General features: G+C 50.3%; 19 protein-coding genes and 1 other annotated feature. Of the genes, 9 read left to right on the forward strand and 10 right to left on the reverse strand.

Features of this window, described 5'->3' with window-relative positions:
* Window positions 1-159: 159 nt before the first annotated feature.
* Genes RJP21_RS08460 through RJP21_RS08470 form a run of 3 tightly spaced genes read right to left on the reverse strand, consistent with a single transcriptional unit; the run spans window position 160 to window position 1868 of the window.
* Window positions 160-1080 carry an alpha/beta hydrolase family protein gene (locus tag RJP21_RS08460; protein ID WP_310858896.1) on the reverse strand — a complete coding sequence of 307 codons (921 nt, stop codon included), beginning with the start codon at window positions 1078-1080 and terminating at the stop codon, window positions 160-162.
* A 57-nt stretch (window positions 1081-1137) separates the two neighbouring features.
* Entirely contained in the window at window positions 1138-1524 is a 387-nt protein-coding gene (locus RJP21_RS08465; RefSeq protein WP_310858897.1) for an SDR family NAD(P)-dependent oxidoreductase, read from the reverse strand.
* A complete protein-coding gene (locus tag RJP21_RS08470) occupies window positions 1425-1868 on the reverse strand; it encodes an SDR family NAD(P)-dependent oxidoreductase (RefSeq protein ID WP_310859008.1) in 444 nt (147 codons plus the stop codon). The genes RJP21_RS08465 and RJP21_RS08470 overlap by 100 nt, the downstream gene beginning before the upstream one ends.
* A 250-nt stretch (window positions 1869-2118) precedes the next feature.
* On the opposite strand from RJP21_RS08470, the gene RJP21_RS08475 reads away from it, so the two are divergent.
* Window positions 2119-2580, forward strand: coding sequence for a MarR family winged helix-turn-helix transcriptional regulator (locus RJP21_RS08475; protein ID WP_310858898.1), 462 nt, complete (start codon window positions 2119-2121; stop codon window positions 2578-2580).
* Window positions 2581-2823: 243 nt separating this feature from the next.
* Here the strand turns inward: RJP21_RS08475 and RJP21_RS08480 are convergent, their stop codons facing one another.
* On the reverse strand, window positions 2824-3510 hold the full coding sequence (locus RJP21_RS08480) for a DUF6273 domain-containing protein (RefSeq protein WP_310858899.1): 687 nt from the start codon (window positions 3508-3510) through the stop codon (window positions 2824-2826).
* Between the two features lie 154 nt (window positions 3511-3664).
* Here RJP21_RS08480 and RJP21_RS08485 point away from each other — a divergent pair, with 154 nt between their 5' ends.
* Window positions 3665-4393, forward strand: coding sequence for a MerR family DNA-binding transcriptional regulator (locus RJP21_RS08485; protein WP_310858900.1), 729 nt, complete (start codon window positions 3665-3667; stop codon window positions 4391-4393).
* Between the two features lie 220 nt (window positions 4394-4613).
* Here the strand turns inward: RJP21_RS08485 and leuA are convergent, their stop codons facing one another.
* On the reverse strand, window positions 4614-6284 hold the full coding sequence (leuA, locus tag RJP21_RS08490; protein WP_310858901.1) for a 2-isopropylmalate synthase: 1671 nt from the start codon (window positions 6282-6284) through the stop codon (window positions 4614-4616).
* 78 nt (window positions 6285-6362) lie between these two features.
* Window positions 6363-6628, reverse strand: a binding site (T-box leader).
* Window positions 6629-6764: 136 nt separating this feature from the next.
* Window positions 6765-7310, reverse strand: a complete 546-nt coding sequence (locus tag RJP21_RS08495) for a helix-turn-helix domain-containing protein (RefSeq protein ID WP_310858902.1) — start codon at window positions 7308-7310, stop codon at window positions 6765-6767.
* A gap of 335 nt (window positions 7311-7645) precedes the next feature.
* Between RJP21_RS08495 and RJP21_RS08500 the strand changes: the two genes are divergently transcribed.
* From RJP21_RS08500 to RJP21_RS08515, 4 genes are all read left to right on the forward strand, one after another.
* Window positions 7646-8542 (forward strand): MBL fold metallo-hydrolase, encoded by an 897-nt coding sequence (locus RJP21_RS08500; RefSeq protein ID WP_310858903.1) that lies wholly within the window; start codon window positions 7646-7648, stop codon window positions 8540-8542.
* Between the two features lie 40 nt (window positions 8543-8582).
* A complete protein-coding gene (locus RJP21_RS08505) occupies window positions 8583-9581 on the forward strand; it encodes an alpha/beta hydrolase (protein WP_310858904.1) in 999 nt (332 codons plus the stop codon).
* A 118-nt stretch (window positions 9582-9699) separates the two neighbouring features.
* Complete coding sequence (locus tag RJP21_RS08510) at window positions 9700-10080, forward strand: RidA family protein (protein ID WP_310858905.1); 381 nt, start codon at window positions 9700-9702, stop codon at window positions 10078-10080.
* Between the two features lie 44 nt (window positions 10081-10124).
* The gene (locus tag RJP21_RS08515; RefSeq protein WP_310858906.1) at window positions 10125-11036 is read left to right on the forward strand and encodes a DMT family transporter; all 912 of its coding nucleotides are present in this window, start codon (window positions 10125-10127) and stop codon (window positions 11034-11036) included.
* Window positions 11037-11177: 141 nt separating this feature from the next.
* On the opposite strand, the gene RJP21_RS08520 is transcribed toward RJP21_RS08515, so the two are convergent.
* The 4 genes from RJP21_RS08520 to RJP21_RS08535 all read right to left on the reverse strand — a co-directional run bounded on the left by RJP21_RS08520 (window position 11178) and on the right by RJP21_RS08535 (window position 15105).
* Complete coding sequence (locus RJP21_RS08520) at window positions 11178-11855, reverse strand: ABC transporter ATP-binding protein (protein ID WP_310858907.1); 678 nt, start codon at window positions 11853-11855, stop codon at window positions 11178-11180.
* Window positions 11852-12979, reverse strand: coding sequence for an ABC transporter permease (locus RJP21_RS08525; RefSeq protein ID WP_310858908.1), 1128 nt, complete (start codon window positions 12977-12979; stop codon window positions 11852-11854). The genes RJP21_RS08520 and RJP21_RS08525 overlap by 4 nt, the downstream gene beginning before the upstream one ends.
* Window positions 12980-13045: 66 nt before the next feature.
* Window positions 13046-14425, reverse strand: a complete 1380-nt coding sequence (locus RJP21_RS08530) for a sensor histidine kinase (protein ID WP_310858909.1) — start codon at window positions 14423-14425, stop codon at window positions 13046-13048.
* Window positions 14422-15105, reverse strand: coding sequence for a response regulator transcription factor (locus RJP21_RS08535; RefSeq protein ID WP_310858910.1), 684 nt, complete (start codon window positions 15103-15105; stop codon window positions 14422-14424). Before RJP21_RS08535 ends, RJP21_RS08530 begins: the two co-directional genes overlap by 4 nt.
* Before the next feature lie 133 nt (window positions 15106-15238).
* On the opposite strand from RJP21_RS08535, the gene RJP21_RS08540 reads away from it, so the two are divergent.
* The 3 genes from RJP21_RS08540 (at window position 15239) to nspC (ending at window position 18609) form a co-directional block, all read left to right on the forward strand.
* Window positions 15239-15487 (forward strand): hypothetical protein, encoded by a 249-nt coding sequence (locus RJP21_RS08540; RefSeq protein WP_310858911.1) that lies wholly within the window; start codon window positions 15239-15241, stop codon window positions 15485-15487.
* A gap of 754 nt (window positions 15488-16241) precedes the next feature.
* Window positions 16242-17480: a saccharopine dehydrogenase family protein gene (locus RJP21_RS08545; protein WP_160042976.1), complete on the forward strand. Its 1239-nt coding sequence runs from the start codon at window positions 16242-16244 to the stop codon at window positions 17478-17480.
* Window position 17481: 1 nt separating this feature from the next.
* Window positions 17482-18609 carry a carboxynorspermidine decarboxylase gene (nspC, locus tag RJP21_RS08550; protein ID WP_310858912.1) on the forward strand — a complete coding sequence of 376 codons (1128 nt, stop codon included), beginning with the start codon at window positions 17482-17484 and terminating at the stop codon, window positions 18607-18609.
* The last annotated feature ends 49 nt before the right edge of the window (window positions 18610-18658 follow it).

Raw genomic sequence — 18658 nt, forward strand, 5'->3', positions numbered from 1 at the left:
TTCAACTGGCAATGAAGGACAGTCGTATATTTATTATGCTTTTTCATGATGGACAAACCCCGTCACCCCGCGCACCCGGCACCGATTGTCGAATTGGCACTCTCGCGGCCAGGCGATTGGGTACCGACATGGCTGTCAGGTCAATACGCCGTCAAGCCCTTATTTGGACTCGATTCGGCCATGCGGGTTGTTACCCTCCTCCAAAGCCGCGCGGGCTGCCGCCCAGCTTGAATCGTCGATGCCGAGCGCGCTGCGCAGATAGGCCCATGTGACCCGCTGGAGCAGGGCGACCCGTTCGGGGTTCTCGTCCGTCGTCTCCGTGACGTTGTATCCGGGAATTCCGCCCAGCGAGTGTTCACCCCCGAAAAGGGTGAGCAGGCTCTTGCTGCCCGGGCTCAGGAAGTACGGGTCGGCGAACCAGTCCGGCCCCCGGGTGGACAGCCGGGAATGATCCTGGTCCCCCGCAACCACTAGGGTCGGCGTGTTCATGTCCGCGAAGCTCGGATTCATGAAAGGGAAGTGCTCGGCCGCGAACGGGCTTAAATCGGCGCCACCCTTACCAGTCGTGGCAAGCAGGACGCCGGCCTTAATCCGCGGGTCGGACATATCCTCTCCCGGCTTGCCGTCGGCATCGAGTACCCGCGCGCCCAGCAGCGTGCTCGCCGTCTGACCTCCCCAGGAATGTCCGGCTGCGGCAATGCGGCTTCGATCCAGGCGCCCGCTGAGGCCGGGCACGAAAGCTTCAATCCGATCAAGCTGGTCGAGGATGCGCTTCAGGTCATCGACCCGAATGCGCCAGATCAGCGGTGTTCGGGAATCTTCAGGAGGAAGGTTCAGCGTTCTCGAGTCGAGGTGGGTGGGTTGAATGACCACGAAGCCGTGTGCGGCCCAGAAGTCCACCAACGGGGCGTAGCCGTCCATCGACGAACCAAAGCCGTGCGAGAAAACGATAATGGGCAGCTCGTGCCCCGTTGCGGGCGCAGACACCCGCACTTGCAGATCCTCACCCCGTTCCGGGGCGGGCAGGACTATCGGTTTTACCGAGATGACTGGAGTAGGTGTATTAACGTTGATTTCCATAATTAAAGTTCCTTTCGTTGAGAGAGATTGGGTTTGGATCAATCACTAGAGTCTGCATTACCATGGGAGCGGGCCGTCCTCGTTCGAAAACGTGCCTGTCGGACCGTTTTGATCGAGGAGCGCCAGGCGCACGGGTTCGCGTGCCCCCTGTTCGACGGTGCGCGTGCCCGCGAAGTTGTTGAGGTCCGTGCCGGTGAAGCCCGGGCAGGCTGCGTTGACCTTGATGCCCGTCGACTCGAGTTCAATGGCGAAAGCAAGCGTCACGGCGTTAAGGGCGGTCTTCGACGGGCTGTACACGGCACCGAACATCGGGCGATGCGGATTGGCCGGGTCGGCGTTGAGCGTCAACGACCCCGCTTCGCTGGATACGTTGACAATGCGTGCCGCCGGCGCCTTACGCAGGAGCGGCAGCATCGCTTGGGTGACAGCGATAACGCCAAACACGTCGTCTCAAACACCGTGCGTACCTCGTCAAGAGAAGCGACGCTTGGCCGGCACGATTTCGCTATTTCCTCAAGCGGCCGGCCCGGATTACCTGCATGCGAGATGCCCGCATTGTTCACAAGCACGTCGAGACGGCCGAGCTCAAGGCGGATACGCTCTGCCGCAGCGTCGATGGAGGCCTGATTTGTGACGTCGAGCTGGAGGGCGCGCGCGTCCGCTCCGACGCTTTTTGCGGCCTCCTTCCCATTCTTAAGGCTGCGCGACCCGACGAGTACGGTGAATCCATGTGCCGCGAGTTCTTTGGCAATTTGAAGACCGATTCCTTTGTTGGCCCCGGTAACCATGGCGACGGGTTTATCCTGCACCTGAAAAATCTCCTTTCGTGCATTGATGTGCGCTATTTGTAAATGCTCCAGGTTGATACGCCAACTTCGTATCCAAAATGGATCACTGGGTTGATATGTCAACCCAATGGGTAAAAAAACTTGGTTGCGCCTCAACCCGTCATGTGTGATCACACCTTAGTTGACACATCAACTTGGAATCCATTGTAACATGTTGTGGTTGACGCATCAACCGTGATATGATGTTTCTATGGATAAGAACGAGCTAAATGAAGAAGAAATGCGAATATGGCATATGTGGAAAGGCTCCTTCCAAACCATCTTCGGCCGCGTAATCAAAGAAATATCCGAGCAGACCGGACTATCGGAAGGTGATTATGGCGTATTGGACCGGTTAGACCTGCTTGGGGACGGCAGCCTTCGCCAACAGGAATTAGCCGACTCGATGGACTGGGATAAGAGCCGATTGTCGCATCATTTGACGCGGATGGAGAAACGTGGACTCGTGAGGAGGAAGCCGCTGAACACGGATCGTGGCGTACAAGTCATCATCACTCCCGCCGGGAAATCGGCGTTGGATGATGCCCGTCCCATTGCCTCCAAAGCAATACGCAGGCATTTCTTTGATCAATTAACCGAACAAGACAAGGAGTCGATTACCAGGCTGGCGGAGAAGACAAGGTCTTCGTCTTGTAAAGCTCCGCCGCCTTGACCGCATTCATGAAGCAGTTATGCACATCGATCGACCAGGAACCGGCCTCTTCCGCCAAAAACGCGGAGGGGGCCTTTGCTTTCCGCAAGCAAAAGTCCCCCTCTTATTCCCGTACTCGGAACCCAACGAATATCATTTCAAAACACGCTATTTTGAAACCCGGGGTCTCGAATCTCGCTGAAAATCATCCGTTTACCAATACATGTCCTATACATTGCACTGATGATCGTTTTTAAGTCTTTTTCATGGGAGTTGAATCATTAAAGCGGGGCGTACTCCATAACCGGCTACGCTGTTATTCCCATAGCTGCGAATACTGCAACCCGTACCGATAAAACATACACGCGAAGGTTTGTTTCCTTGTGTTCGCAGCCACCACCAGGAACAGCCAAGTTCTTCGCCGTCTTTGACCATATAGTTATCTTTGTTCGCTTTATCATATTCATACAAGCTGCATCCATCAGGTTTTTTTGTTTTGGCGAAGTCCGTTCCAACCGCACGCAGCAAATCCTTGCCGTGTGTATCAGCCAATGCCTTGATCTCGTTCACGCTAAGCAAAAAAACCTTGTCTTCCGTATCCGGGCTGCCTTTTCCGTTGTCCGTGCAATGCGCCGTCTTGATCCGTTCCTTCTCCGTGTCACTGAATGCGGTACGATAGAATTCATCGTTCAGCCACTTGCGCAAATCACAGTCACGCCACGTCATATCCACGCAATCACGCCACGTAATGTCTGCACTCTTGCCGTGATACCGCTTGCAGTCTAAAATATACTCGCTTAGAACAAACAATTCACGGCCCGAGTTTTGGAGAACACGCCATTTGATCGGCAGTTCCATGCCTTCTTTCGAGTGCGGATACGTTCCGAATGTAATGATATCGCCGGTTTTTATGTTCCGGTGCGGCGTGAAAGCAACATAACCGTTTTCCAATAAAGTCTCCCCTCCTTATCTCTTCCTGATTTGATCATAGAACATTCATGCAAGATTTCATTTGACGTCCCGAGAATCCTTGTAGGAAGGACCTGCAGTTCTTATAATATTGTTGCTGAGGTTTAAGGTTTCACTTTAAGGAAAGGGATCGCCAATGGACAAAAACTATACGCCGAAACAAATCGCCAATAGACTTCATGTCAGCACCACCACCTTGCGAAGATACGAAGATCTCGATTTGGTGCCCGATGTACCACGAACAGCCAGTAACAGAAGATATTACACACCGCTCCATGTTCAAGCATTCATTGCTTTGCGTGCCTTAATCAAAGGATTCGGCATTTCGGTCAGCTACGATGCCATGAGTATGTTAAAAAAAGGAAGAACCGAGCAGGCACTTTGGAAAATCAACTTACATCAGTACAACATCCAAGTAGAGAAACAACGAGTGGAAGAGATTATGGGACTCATTCAAAAAACCGACTTCTCCAAATACAGGAATATCCAGGTAACGGAGGAGATGAAAATCGGGGAGGTTGCCGCTATCGCTGGCGTTAACGCATCCGCAATCCGACATTGGGAAAAGGAGGGGCTCATCCGCTCCAATCGGAACCCGGAAAACGGATATAGGACCTTCACGTCGGGGGAATTAAAAAAGATTATCGTGCTGAGCAGCTTAAGGAAAACCGTCTATTTTATTGAAAATATGAGACAGCTCCTTACGGCTTTAGAGACATCCGATTTCGCTGCGATTGAACGCTCCTTCAAGATGGCTCTGCAGCAGCTAAACGAGCAATTGAAAAATCAAATGCACGGCATATCCGAAATGATGAAATATATTGAGCTTCAGTCAACCCTATCTGTCGAAGCGCCAAAATTGTAATGCTAACATACAGCACCAGAAGACGCTTAGTTCTATCTTCTACGTTTGAGATCCGGCTCTTATTTGCCGTTATTTATGATACGGTTCTTTGTAACTGGGCTAATGGCGAAAAACAAAAGAAGCTGCCTGCGTGGCAGCTCCTTCGTTATTCGTCAGGTGTGAGAAGATCCCCATCTTCTCCAAGCGGGAAACACGGACCTTTCGCCTCCCTCAAAAGCGATCAGTTCGTGGTATTGCGGCTAAACCGATTCACGGCGCTAAACAGCGCTTTTACCGATGAGGTCATAATGTCGGCGTCGATGCCGCAGCCCCAATATACGCTGCCGTCGGAAGTCTTGATGCCGATATAAGAGACAGCTTGCGATTTGGAACCCGTTTCCAGGGCATGCTCCGTATAGACCAGATCGGAATAGTTCAGCCCAAGATCGGTTTGCAGCGCATTGCTGATCGCATCGAGTCTTCCGTTTCCGGTGCCTTCGATTTCCTTGACTACATTGCCGGTCCGGATCGTGACAGTGGTATGGAAATCTTCATTGTCTATCATACGATATTTGACGAACTCGACAGGCGTTTTGATATTCACGTATTCCTTCACGAAAATATCGTAGATCTCATCGGGCATCAGCTCCTTCTGTTGCTGATCCGATACGTTTTTCACGAAGTAACCGAAGTTTTCGCGCATTTTCGCCGGGAGGTCGAGTCCGTATTTCATTTGCAGCACGTACCCGATTCCGCCTTTGCCGGACTGGCTGTTAATGCGGATAATATCACCTTCGTATTCCCTGCCGATGTCCTTGGGATCGATCAGCAGATATGGAACCGACCAATGCCGGGGTTCCTTTTCTTCGCGCCATTTCATGCCTTTGGCGATGGCATCCTGATGCGAACCGGAGAACGCGGTAAATACGAGCTCGCCTCCGTAAGGATGTCTTTCGCTTACTCTCATTTTGGTCAGCCGTTCATACACGGAGGCAATCGCAGGAATGTTTTCGAAATTCAGCTTCGGATCCACCCCGTGCGAGTACATGTTGAGCGCCAGCGTTACGATGTCCACGTTCCCCGTCCGTTCTCCGTTGCCGAACAAAGTGCCTTCCACGCGCTGGGCTCCGGCCAGCATCCCCAGTTCGGCGTCAGCCACGCCCGTTCCTCTGTCGTTATGCGGATGGACCGACAAAATCACGTGCTCCCGGTAGTTCAGGTGCTCGCTCATATACTCGATTTGGCTGGCGTAGACGTGAGGCATCGACATGGATACCGTTGCAGGAAGATTGATGATGACCGGATTCTCCGCCGTCGGCTGCCAAACGTCCAGAACGCTATTACAGATGTCCAAGGCAAAATCGATCTCCGTCCCGGTAAAGCTCTCCGGCGAATACTGGAATTGAAAGTTCCCTTCCGTCTCCGATGCGCATTCTTTCAGCAGCTTGGCGCCGCTCACGGCGATGTCGATAATCTCTTCCCTGGATTTGCGGAATACCTGCTCACGCTGCGCCACGGAGGTTGAGTTGTACAGATGGACAACGGCCTTTTTCGCGCCTTTCAGCGATTCGAACGTTTTGCGGATAATGTGCTCTCTTGATTGGGTAAGCACTTGGATCGTGACGTCATCCGGAATCAAATCCTGCTCGATCAATGTGCGCAAAAAGGCAAACTCCGTTTCCGACGCCGCGGGAAATCCGACTTCAATCTCCTTGAACCCGATATCCACGAGCATCTTGAAGTATTCCAGCTTCTCCTCCAAATTCATCGGAACGATCAACGCCTGATTGCCGTCGCGAAGGTCAACGCTGCACCAAATCGGCGCCTCTGTAATATATTCCTTTTGGGCCCACTTCAAGCTGGTCTCCTGAGGCATAAAATATCCTCTGGCGTATTTGTTTACATTTTTCATGGATATCCTTCCCTTCATCGATTTCCTGCGTTGACCTGCCAAAGATCGAACGCACAAAAAAAGCCTTCCATCTCCACCAACAGAGACGAAAGACTTTGACATCTTACGCGGTACCACTCCGAATTCATGCCGTCGCCCGGCATGCACTCTGCGGATACGGGTTTGCAAAAAACGGACAAACCTGGCATCCTCCTGATGATAACGGTCAGGCTCCGGCTCCACCTACTTACCGATTCAGCGAGCAACTCCAAGGCGAGTTCCGATCTTCTCCGCGGCTGTTTCGCACCGTCCAACAGCTCTCTGTTCGCTTCAAAAACCGTACTATTCCTTTTCAACGTAGTTTAATTATTAGGATTAATGTTATATAACCAACGCGAAGGTGTCAAGTGGAATCTAAAACGTATTGTTCTTCAGTTCATGCTTTTTTATTTGGCGAATGAGCTATAGGTTCATACAGGATTTATTTTTGATTTCGTTCCGTCAAAATGTAGGCGGAGTGGAAACTGCTATGAGCAGCGTTTCACCGTCCCAGATATTCTTATAACTATGGGGGGTTCTGGCATCATAATAGATGCTGTCCCCTTCTTCGAGCGTATAACGTTCATTGCCAAGCACAAACTCCAAACGCCCGGAGTGAACGAATAGAAACTCCTCGCCTTCGCTATGGCCGACGCTGACGTCACCGTAAGATGCTCCTTCTTCCAGTACTCCCCAGATCGGTCCCATTTTATTGCTGCTTCCTTGGCTGAGCGCGTACCAGGTAATGCGGGAACCCTCGGAATGCACCAAAGGTTTGCGCTCGTTTTTTCTAACGACAATACTTCGCTTCTCCTCGCCGAACAAATCCGTAAAATTCACGTTTAATGCGTTCGCTATGCGCTTAAGTACACTGATGGAGGGATTCGCCTTATCCCGTTCAATTTCACTGAGAAAAGACAAGGATACAGATGCCGCTTCGGCTACCCTCTTGAGCGTTAATTTCTGTTTTTTTCGCGTGTTTCGAATGGTTTCACCGATCGAATTCATGTGCCGTCCTCCCAAATTCCGGAAATGATTTCGCTGATAGCGAAATTTTTAATTTTATAATAGGGGTAAACATGAGCAATATCAAGCCCTTTTACTAGGACAGAATTACGGTGTAAAAACGTTGATTTGTCAGTTTTATTGGACTACTATTTTATTAGGGTCGACGAACGAATTTTACCCGGGTATGACAGATCGTTCATTCTCAACAGAATAATTTTCATCTGCAGCGAAATTTTTGATGGTTACGAGGCACGATCACATGATGGCAACGGAAAGCCGATCCTTGTTATTCGGATTCATATAAACGTGTCAGAAGGACGAAAGGGGCATAAAGAATGACTAATAAAATTCCCAAGGTCTATCAAGTAGGTGATGTTACCGTTACACGTGTCACGGAGATGATGCTTGACGGTGTTCCACCGGAAGTGTATTTTGCGGGATCGTGGGACCCCAAATTTCTGGAGGAGAATCGGGACTCTCTTCCGGCTGGCCTGATCGATGGCAATTCTCAGCTTATCGTTAGTATTGGAACATGGGTAGTGAAAACTCCGAAGCATACGATCCTTATCGATACGGCTACAGGAAATGATAAAAACTTGCCTTTAAATCCGGATCTCGCCAATCTTGATCTCCCTTATCTCGAGCGGTTGAAAGAGGCGGGAGTTACACCGGAGGAAGTCGATTACGTTCTGCTGACGCATCTGCACGTGGACCATGTCGGTTGGAATACGAAGCTCGTTGACGGAAAATGGGTACCGACGTTCCCAAATGCCAAATACGTATTTCCCCTCGCGGAGCAACAATATTACTCGAGCGAGGCCAGCCACAACAAAGCGAACGAAGCAAACTTTAACGTTTACGAAGAAAGCGTATTGCCTGTTGTTGAAGCCGGCTTAACGCAAACCATTGGTCCTGAGGGTGGGGAATTTCTTGATATTTTCACATTCATTCCGACGCCCGGCCACAGTATCGGCCAAATGTCGATCCGACTTAAAACTGGCGGAGAAGAAGCCTTATTTGGCGCCGATGTGATGCACCATCCGTTCCAGGTTTTTAACCCCGAATGGAATTCCATGTACTGCGAATTTACCGACCAAGCCCGAATTTCACGGCTCCAGGTGCTGGAGAACATCGCGGATCGTCCAGTCATTTATTTCAGTACGCATTTTCCGGAAAGCGCGGCGGGGTACGTGACTCGAAGCGGTGACGGATACAAGTGGGACTTTATTTAAAACGACCTGACACAAACACAATACGAAAGGCGTTGAGCTTATGACAACCCATAATTTTCTTAATGATGTAAATATCGTGACCGAAGACCTTCGTATCCCAAGCGATACGCCCGGAATCGAACTTTATGTGCGAAATAAACGGCCAGCTTCCATGAATACCTTCTCCAACGAAAAAACGATCGTGATGGTTCATGGCGCTACCTATCCAATTGGCAGTCTGTACGATGTGGAGCTTGACGGCTTCACTTTTCTGGACTATCTTGCCAGCCATGGCTATGACGTGTACGCCGTGGACGTCCGCGGCTATGGCGGCTCGACAAGACCGCCTGAGATGGAGCAGCCTGCCGACCTTAATCCACCGCTTGTCCGTACGGAAACAGGGGTCCGAGATTTTGGCACAGCCGTGGACTATGTTCTCAAACACCGGAATTTAACGAAGGTGAATGTTCTGGGCATGTCTTGGGGAGGAACGGTTGCGGGGGCTTATACCAGCCAAAACAACGATAAGGTAACCAAGCTTACGCTTGTCGCTCCGCAATGGCTGAGCTCCAAACCGGTTCCGATCGATACCGGGGGTCCGCTTGGTTCGTATCGCCTTGTTGCTGTTGGCAGCACGAAGGAACGTTGGCTGAGCGCTGCGCCGGAACATAAACGCGGAGATTTGATTCCGGAGGGCTGGTTTGAACAATGGGTCAAAGCCACCCTTGCTTCCGACCCAGGGAGCCTAACCGATCATCCTGAGCATATTCGGGCGACTAATGGCCCTATTCTGGATATCCGCGAATACTGGACGGCTGGTAAAGCTTTCTATGATCCCAAGGAAATCACCGTTCCCGTCCTTCTTGTTCATGCCGAGTGGGATATTGATGTACCCCTTGAGCTAGCCCAGAATTTCTTCACTTCCCTGACAGGGGCTGCCTATCGCCGCTGGGTCGAAATCGGAGAAGGGACGCACATGGTTTTGCTGGAGAAAAACAGACTTCAGGCTTTTCAAGCCATCCGCGGTTTCTTGGATGAAGCGTACGCACCTGCGAAATAAAGATGCCGCTGCAAGAGCGGATTTAATGATATCGCTCGCCTAATTAGAGAGGCCCGCGGCATTGTTGCCCCGGGCCTTTTATTACGAATTTATAAAAGACAGAGAGGAATTTCATACGATGAGCCATACCGCCATAACAACAACAAAAGCACCGTCAGCTATCGGCCCTTATTCGCAAGCCATCGCTTTGGGAAATACCGTCTACACTTCGGGCATGCTGCCAATTGATGCCGAAGGAAATCTGAAAGAAGGCATCATTGACCAAACCCATCAAGCATTAAAGAACCTGCAGGCCGTCTTGGCTGAAGCCGGATTTTCCTTAGAAGATGTTGTCAAAACATCCGTTTTCATGACGGATTTAGGGCAATTTCAACAGATGAATGATGTGTACAGTCAATATTTCAGCGATCATCACCCTGCCCGAACAACCGTAGAAGTGGCTAAACTTCCAAGAGACGCCAAGATTGAAATAGAGCTTATCGCAGTCAAACGCATTTAAACCCGCCCCGTCATCTCTATTTCTTTGAAAGAAGGCGCATCTGCTTGCGATCTTATTTGCTTCTCTTATTTTGTGCAACCCTTTACGGGAGCAATTTCGTCTTAGGCTCGTTGCTGCTGCAAGCATTTCCCGCCTTGCACCTGTCGGCATACCGGCTTATGGTTTCATCGGTGTTCCTGCTTATTTATTTGGCTGCAACCCGTCGCTTAACGAAGATTACGTTACGTGACTCCGTTTATTTGGTGCCTTTCGTCCTGATCGGGATGCTGCTGCATCAAGTTTCTTTCTTTACGGGGCTTCGGACAACGGACGCAACGACGGCTTCGCTCATCTTGTCGTTGGCTCCGATTTTTACAGCGCTGTTTGCCCGCTTATTTTTGAAAGAATCATTTACGATCCGCATGGCCGCAGGTGCGATTGTCGCCTTCGCCGGCGTCTTCCTCGTCGTTGGACATGGCGGAAGCTTGAGAATTGCCATCACTCCAGGCATCTCGATCATGTTTGTCTGTATGCTGGCGTTATCAGGATCCATTATCCTGATGAGAAAGCTGACGGAACGTATGGACGCGTTGGTCGCAACCGTGTATACGACGGTGCTGGGCTGCATTTCGGTATACCCGGTAGCGGTCTGGAGCGAGCCTCACGTACAGGCACAGCCCCGCTTCTGGTGGTGGGTTCTCTTGATCGGATCGGCGTTGCTTATTCAGGGCTTATGCGCGGTCATCTGGAATGGACAGATTCGAAAAGTAGGCGCGGCTAAAGCATCGCTGTTTCTGAATTTACAGCCGTTTGTTGCCATGGTTTTAGGTTATATCATTCTTGGGACCCCGATTTCCTCAACGCAAGTGGCAGGATCCTTTCTCATCATTTGCGGGGTAGTTCTAGCCACATTGCAGGGGAAGAGAACAAGGAAATCGCATGATGATAAATTAGAGCTATCCCCTGCGGAGAGATAATGGTCTGTAAAAAGGGGCGTACAGACCGAAGATGGGCTGGCTAACTCAGATATTTTTTTCTTTAAAATTGGAGCTGACTGTATGGAGATCGTACGGCAAGTTCAGGGCCATCCTGCGGGATGGCCCTTTCTTTGAGGTTTATTATTTTTCAATCAGACAACCGTTCTCCAAATAAAAAACACGATCACACAGCGGCAAAACCCGTTCGTCATGCGTAACCATAATTGCGCTCTTGCCCCGTTCTTTTGCCTCACCGGCAATCATTCGTACAACGTCCATTCCCCTTGAGGCATCTAGGCTAGCGGTCGGCTCATCCGCCATCAGCACGGCCGGGTCGTTCATGAGCGCTCTTGCGATGGCGACGCGCTGACGCTCGCCGCCCGACAACTTGTCGGGATAAGCATTTCTGCGGTGGTTCAAGCCCAGCGTATGAAGCAGCTCCCGGATACGCTCATTCGCCTTCGCTTTGTTCATGTCCCCCAACTTTGCGACCAGCATCAACTGTTCTTCCACCTTCAAGTAGGGAATCAGGTTGGCATTTTGGAAAATAAATCCGATTTTGTTCAGCCGCATGTCGGACAACGCCTGCTTCTCTTTACCGGTTATCGATTCTCCGTCCAGCAAAACCGCACCGCTCGTAGGCTCCAGGAGCGCGCCTGCGATCGACAGGAACGTGCTCTTACCGGATCCGGAAGGCCCCATGACAGCGACAAATTCCCCTTCCGATACTTGCAAGCTTAGGTGATCCAGCACCGTTCTTTGCGTGCCCCCATCCTCGTAGGTATGCGTAATATTGTCCAGGATCAGTCTGTGTCTCATGCTGCACTCCTCCCAATCGCATCCAGCGCGTCTATTTTGGTTACTTTCCAGACGGAAAGCAATGATCCGGCGAGCGACATGGCGATAAAGGCGCCGCTAGTATACGCCAGCGTAGAAGGTTGAAGCTGGAACGGCATTCCGCCGGGCAAGACGGCTTCAATCGCTTGGACAAGAAGCATACTGACAATAAGGCTCCCTGCCGATAAGAGCAACACTTGCAAGGTGACGCTTCGCACAAGGTACGCCGTCCGTGTGCCAATCGCCTTCAAAATACCAAATTGGCTGCTCTTCTGAATGGTGATGACATAGAAAAACACCGCTAGGACAAATGAAGAAATGATAAACAAGAAAATGATCATCATCCACAGCGAGCCCTGCTCCTCCTTGTAGCCCGGGATGGCCGAAACGGCATCCGATTTTGTAACGATCTCCGAATCCGGGAGGGCTGAAACGAGCTGCTCTGCCTGGTGCTTATCCGCCTTTACGGCAATCGCACTGTAGGTCTTTTCGTCTCCGGATCCTCCTGTTCCCGGTCGAGCCATGGTTTCCAACTGAAGCTGCCGCCAGTCGTGTTCATTCAGAAATACCGCCGGCGAATGGCTGAACGATTCATCGCTGACAAAACCGCTAACGGTCCATTTCAAGCCCGAAGCCTGATCGACCAAAACCGTTCCGAGGCCAATCCCCGAATCCTTCAGCTTACGATCCACAAGTACTTGTCCGGTTCCGTTTGATGTGATAGCCGCACCTTCGGTCACCTTGGGCATCAACCAGCCCTCCGGCCTAATTCCGAGAAGCGTCACGTCCAGCTTGCCGGCCGTTCCCTCTGCCGTCATGGTGGTCATCTTGACGCCAAGCGGCTGCACGTTCTGCTGTCCTGCGATTGAACTTGCTTGCACCAATACTTGTCCGCTGAGTTGCGAACGGGTGAAGCGGTGATTCGAATCCTTCTCCATAATAAAATGCGTAGCGTCCATATTTTGAATCGACGCCGCGTTATCATAGGCGAGCCCGCGCGCAAGCCCTGTAACGAACAGAACCAGGAAGGCGACGAGCAGCATAATAATCGCAATGAGCGAATAGCGGACTTTTGCGAACCTCATTTCCCGAATGGCCAAATACATTGTGCTTCCCTCCTCTTAGATGTCTCCAGTTTAGGAAGCGAATATAAACGGCGCATAAATAACAAATTACAATTTGGGAAGCGTTACAATAAATCTTGTGCCAACCCCTACCGAGCTGCTCACTTCAATATTTCCCTCGTGCAGCTGCACGATCCTTTTCACGATGGCAAGCCCCAAACCCGTTCGGCCCGAAGCACGTTCCCGTGCGCGATCGACACGGTAGAAACGGTCGAATAGAAAGGGCAAATGCTCGGGAGCAATCCCTTCGCCAGTATCCGAAATGACGACGCGGATATGGGACTGCATTTCCTCCGCATACACTTCAATGCTTCGGCCTGACGGAATATGGCTTGCGGCATTGCTCAGCAAGTTTGTCCACACTTGCATCAGCAGCACTTCGTCTCCCTGAACCGAAATAGACTCCGGAACCGATAGTTTAAGCAGCAAATCTTTCTCTTCCAGCTGCCATTGCAGCATCTCGACGGCTTGACGGATATGGCCGCGCAGGTAAAAGCGCTTCTTGTTCAGCGCCTCTTCTCCTTGTTCCAGCGTAGAGAGCAGCAAAAGTTGTTTGCTTAGCATCGAGAGGTGGCGGCTTTCAGTTTCAATAATCGAGGCATATTGCAAACGTTCCTCTTTCGGCAAATCCCCTTGCGCCAATACTTTGGCAAATCCTTGGATGGAGGTGAGCGGCGATTGGATTTCATGCGATACATTCGATACAAACTGTTGGCGTGCCAGATCGACCCGCTCCAGTTCCCGGCCCATCGTCATAAAATGCTCGGCGAGCTGACCGATTTCATCGCGTCTTCCGGTTTTTAACCGAAGATTGTAGTTCCCTTGCGCAAGGCGTTTGGTCGCTTCGGTTAACCGCGTAATCGGCTTGACGATATAACGAGTGCTAATCAAGAAAAATAATATGCTAATGATGATGGTCAGCGATAAGACCAGTGCAAAGAAGGTACGAAGCTCCCCGAACTGCAGCAGTACATCCGGCCGCATGAACAAGGCATAGGCCTTCCCGGATGTTTGGATGGACACGCCTACCGTATTGCTTAAACGGTTTTCAAAGAAGCCGGTAATGAACGGCTTGTTCGGAAACTGCGCAACACCGTGATAGATGCCTCCGCTAAGGACGAACCGGATGTCTTGTTTGTCTAGATCCTGTTCACGGAAGGCCCCCCCATAAAAATGCGATTCCTCTTGCCCATCCGTCACATAGATTTCGTACCCTAACGAGGCTGCATTGCGAAGATATCGCTCCATACCGTCAGGATTGAATTCAATAAAGTCCTTCATCTGCTCGGCAATGGAAACAAGCTTCTTATCGTTATAAGGTTTGAGCTTCATATGGTAGTAAATATTTGAACCAAGCAACCCCAGCACGCTGCTGGCGAAGATGACGGCTAATGTGATCAGAAACACGCGATAGTACAGACTCTTCATTTGTCCCTCACCACAATTTTGTAGCCGATGCCGCGAACCGTTTGAATAACAAAATCGTCCGCGTAATCGGCAAAACGCTGGCGCAGCCTGTTGATATGCACATTAACCGTATTGTCGTCTCCTTCATAATCCTGGCCCCATACGAGACGGATCAACTCTTCGCGGGAAAATAGACGCCCCGGGTATTGCGCCAGCTGAGCCAGCAACTCAAACTCTTTCATCGGCAGTAAAATAAGAGATTGGCCGTCGGTCACTTCAACGTTTTTGCGGTCAATGGTAATACGATGCATCCGAATGATGTCATCCGCTGGCCGGTTATAGCGGCGGAACAGCGCCTTGACCCGGAAGAGCAGCTCTTCGGGCTCGAAAGGTTTGGTCACATAGTCATCCGTCCCTCTTAAATAGCCTTGTTCTTTATCGGACAACTGGTCTTTGGCCGTCAGCAAAATAATCGGGATATCGTATTGCTGCCGAATATGCTCACACAGCTCAAACCCGTCCATATGCGGCATCATCACATCAATGATCGCAATATCGATCGGCGAGCGTTCCATAACCTTTACCGCCTCGGACCCGTCTTGAGCTTCATGCACGCGATATCCTTCGCGGGTCATGACGTAACGCACCAGCGCTCTAATATTTGGATCATCGTCTGCCAGAAGCAGATGGTTCATCTTCAAAACCCCCAGTCTCTGTTCCTATTGTTCGTTACAAATTAGATACACTATGCATCATGTCCTTCTATTCCCCTTCTTCACGAGGAACATCAAAAAATAATAGGTCGCAGGTTACCATTCCCCGTAATGTATCCAAATGGGCGTTTTTTTGCAAGAGCGTTTTGCATTTTATGCAGAATTGGTAGATATGAACGGTCAGGTATTTTTGGATGAATCCAAAAAAATAGAGCCAAAGGATTATCAGGATGATGCCGAAATGCTGCAATCTCCAAGCTATGTGCGAATGATTCCATCCTCCCGCAAAAACCAGCCGATAAAGCGCTGGAGAAAGGCGAAGCAAGACATCGGCGCGAAAAAAAATTGGGATAGAAGTTTGGGGGATTAACGCACAGAGAGCAACTCAAGCGCATACCATGCTACGTGTCGTCTTCTCCGTTTCATTGGACCATTCCGGTTGATCGTATTATCAGGTGTAAGGTTACTTTCTCAAGAGAATCTTTCGCCGACACTTATGGTACGGTCCAGCTTAACGGAAATACCGACAAAAGACTGCTACGGCATGTTGAATGCCTTTAAATCGGATACCTCATTGGTTTTCGACACCGCCAAAAACGCTTGTTTCAAATTTCCTCTTGCTCAATACTGCCTATCCTGCTATTATGGAGAAGCATAATTTTTGGAAAGCGAATATTCGATATATGTAGGATCTTTCCAAGCAGATAATCTTTGACCACTTCCTTCGGGTAGTTAAGGCCATACGGACAGCCGGGTCAAATGCCGATTGGCAACTTTCGTTGCCTTATTGATTGAGTTAAAAGCTCAAATTTTATAAGTTGGTAACTTTATAACCAGTGCATACGCACACAACTTGTGAAACGGTCAATAAGAGTGGTAAAAGTAATTATTTGCTATATAGACTCTGATCCTAGGTAATATATTTGAATATTAAGAGCCTTCCATGAAAACGATGCGTTTTATGGCTGACTGGCGAGCGCGCTAGAGGTTTGTCCTGTCATGCTTAATGGAACTATCTTATTATTTGACTATATCAAGCAAGTGTGATGCGCATGGGTGCGTGTTTCGCTTGCTTTTTTTGTGCCGTTTTACAGAAAATTTTATTTTGGTGAGGAGATTGAGAAATGGGAAAAGCACTAATCATTGGCGCCGGCGGCGTAGCATCTGTAGCAGTTCATAAATGCGTTCAAAACAGCGAGGTCTTCGAGGAAATCTGCATCGCCAGCCGCACGAAGTCCAAATGCGACGAACTGAAAGCCAAATTGGACGGCGGCAAAACCAAAATTACGACGGCTCAGGTCGATGCCAACAACGTAGACGAGCTGATCGCTCTGATTAACGAAGTTAAACCGGATATCGTCATGAACCTGGCTCTGCCTTACCAAGATTTGACGATCATGGATGCTTGCCTGGCTACCAAAACGCACTATATGGACACGGCAAACTATGAGCCGGAAGATACGGCGAAATTCGAATACAAATGGCAATGGGAGTACCGGGAACGCTTTGAAAAAGCAGGAATTACGGCACTTCTGGGCAGCGGATTCGACCCAGGCGTCACCGGCGTATTCTCCGCTTATGCATTGAAACACTATTTTGACGAAATTGAATATATCGATATTTTGGATTGCAACGGCGGGGATCATGGCTATCCTTTCGCAACCAACTTCAACCCGGAAATCAATATCCGTGAAGTGTCCGCCAACGGCCGCTACTGGGAAAACGGGGAATGGATCGAAACGAAACCGATGGAAATCAAACGCGAGTACAACTTCGCCGAAGTCGGCAAAAAGGACATGTACCTGCTGTACCACGAGGAGCTCGAGTCTCTTGCGCAAAACATCCCTGGACTGAAACGCATCCGTTTCTTCATGACGTTCGGCCAAAGCTATCTCATGCACTTGAAGGCGCTTGAAAACGTAGGAATGACCTCCATCGAACCGATCGAATTCGAAGGCAAACAAATCATTCCGCTTCAATTCCTGAAGGCTGTGCTTCCGGACCCGGCTTCCCTCGGTCCTCGGACGGTAGGCAAAACGAACATCGGCTGCATCTTCAAAGGGAAAAAAGACGGCCAAGACAAAACGTATTATGTCTACAACGTTTGCGACCATCAAGAGTGCTACAAAGAAGTGGGCTCCCAAGCCATCTCTTACACGACCGGCGTTCCTGCCATGATCGGCGCGGCGATGGTCCTCACCGGCAAATGGAACAAACCGGGCGTATACAACGTCGAAGAGTTCGATCCGGATCCATTCATGGAAGAGCTGAACAAATGGGGACTCCCATGGGTTGAAGACTTCAATCCGGTGCTGGTAGACGCCTTGCCTGAAGAAACGAAAGAACCGGAGCTCGTTCGTTAATATGCGGTTCGAGGAATTGCCGACACCTTGTTTCGTCGTCGATGAAGCGCTCATCGAAAAAAACCTGAAAATTTTGAACGGCGTCATGCAGCGTACGGGAGCCAAAATCGTGCTGGCGCAAAAAGCTTTTTCCATGACCGAAATGTACCCGCTCATCGGACAATATTTAAGCGGCACGACCGCGAGCGGTTTATTCGAAGCACGGCTGGGCCACGAGGAAATGGGCAAAGAAAACCACGTCTTTGCCCCTGCCTACCGTGAAGATGAAATCGACGAGATTGTATCCATTTGCGACCATATCATCTTCAATTCCTTTTCCCAGCTGGAAAAGTTTAAAGGGAAAGCTCTTGCAGCCGGCAAAAAGGTAGGTCTTCGCATCAACCCGGAATGTTCGACGCAAGTGGGGCATGAAATTTACGATCCTTGTTCGCCGGGTTCTAGATTTGGCGTAAAGCAAGAGGATTTTCAGCCGGAACTGCTTGAAGGCGTGACGGGATTGCACTTCCATACCCTGTGCCAGCAGAACTCGGATGATTTGGAGACCACGCTGAACGCGGTCGAAGACAAGTTCCGGCCATGGCTGCCGCAAATGGAATGGATCAATTTCGGCGGCGGTCACCATATCACGCGGGAAGATTATGATATCCCGAGATTGGAAGCATGCATTAAGAGAATGCAGGAGAAATACGGTTTGGAAGTTTATCTCGAACCGGGAGAAGCCATTGCACTGAATGCGGGCTATATGGTTACTTCGGTCCTGGATATCCATCGCAACGGCATCGAGATCGCGATCGTGGACACGTCGGCGACCTGTCACATGCCGGATGTTCTGGAAATGCCTTATCGTCCGCCGCTGATCGGTTCGGGCGAAGCCGGGGAGAAACCGTACACTTATCGCCTTGGCGGTCCGACCTGCCTTACGGGCGACGTCATCGGAGACTATTCCTTCGATCACCCCCTGAAGAGCGGCGACAGATTGGTGTTCGAAGACATGGCGATCTACTCCATGGTCAAAACGAACACCTTCAACGGCATGCCGCTGCCGGCCATCGCCGTGCAGGAGAAAGACGGCAATTGCCGCGTCGTGCGCGAGTTCGGCTATCAGGATTTTAAGATAAGACTCGCTTAATGAATAACAAAGCCTTAGCCCTGTCATCAGGGTTAAGGCTTTTTGCATT

The organism is Paenibacillus sp. VCA1 (genome assembly GCF_031583795.1).
Classification (GTDB): Bacteria; Bacillota; Bacilli; order Paenibacillales; family Paenibacillaceae; genus Paenibacillus_AQ; species Paenibacillus_AQ albilobatus.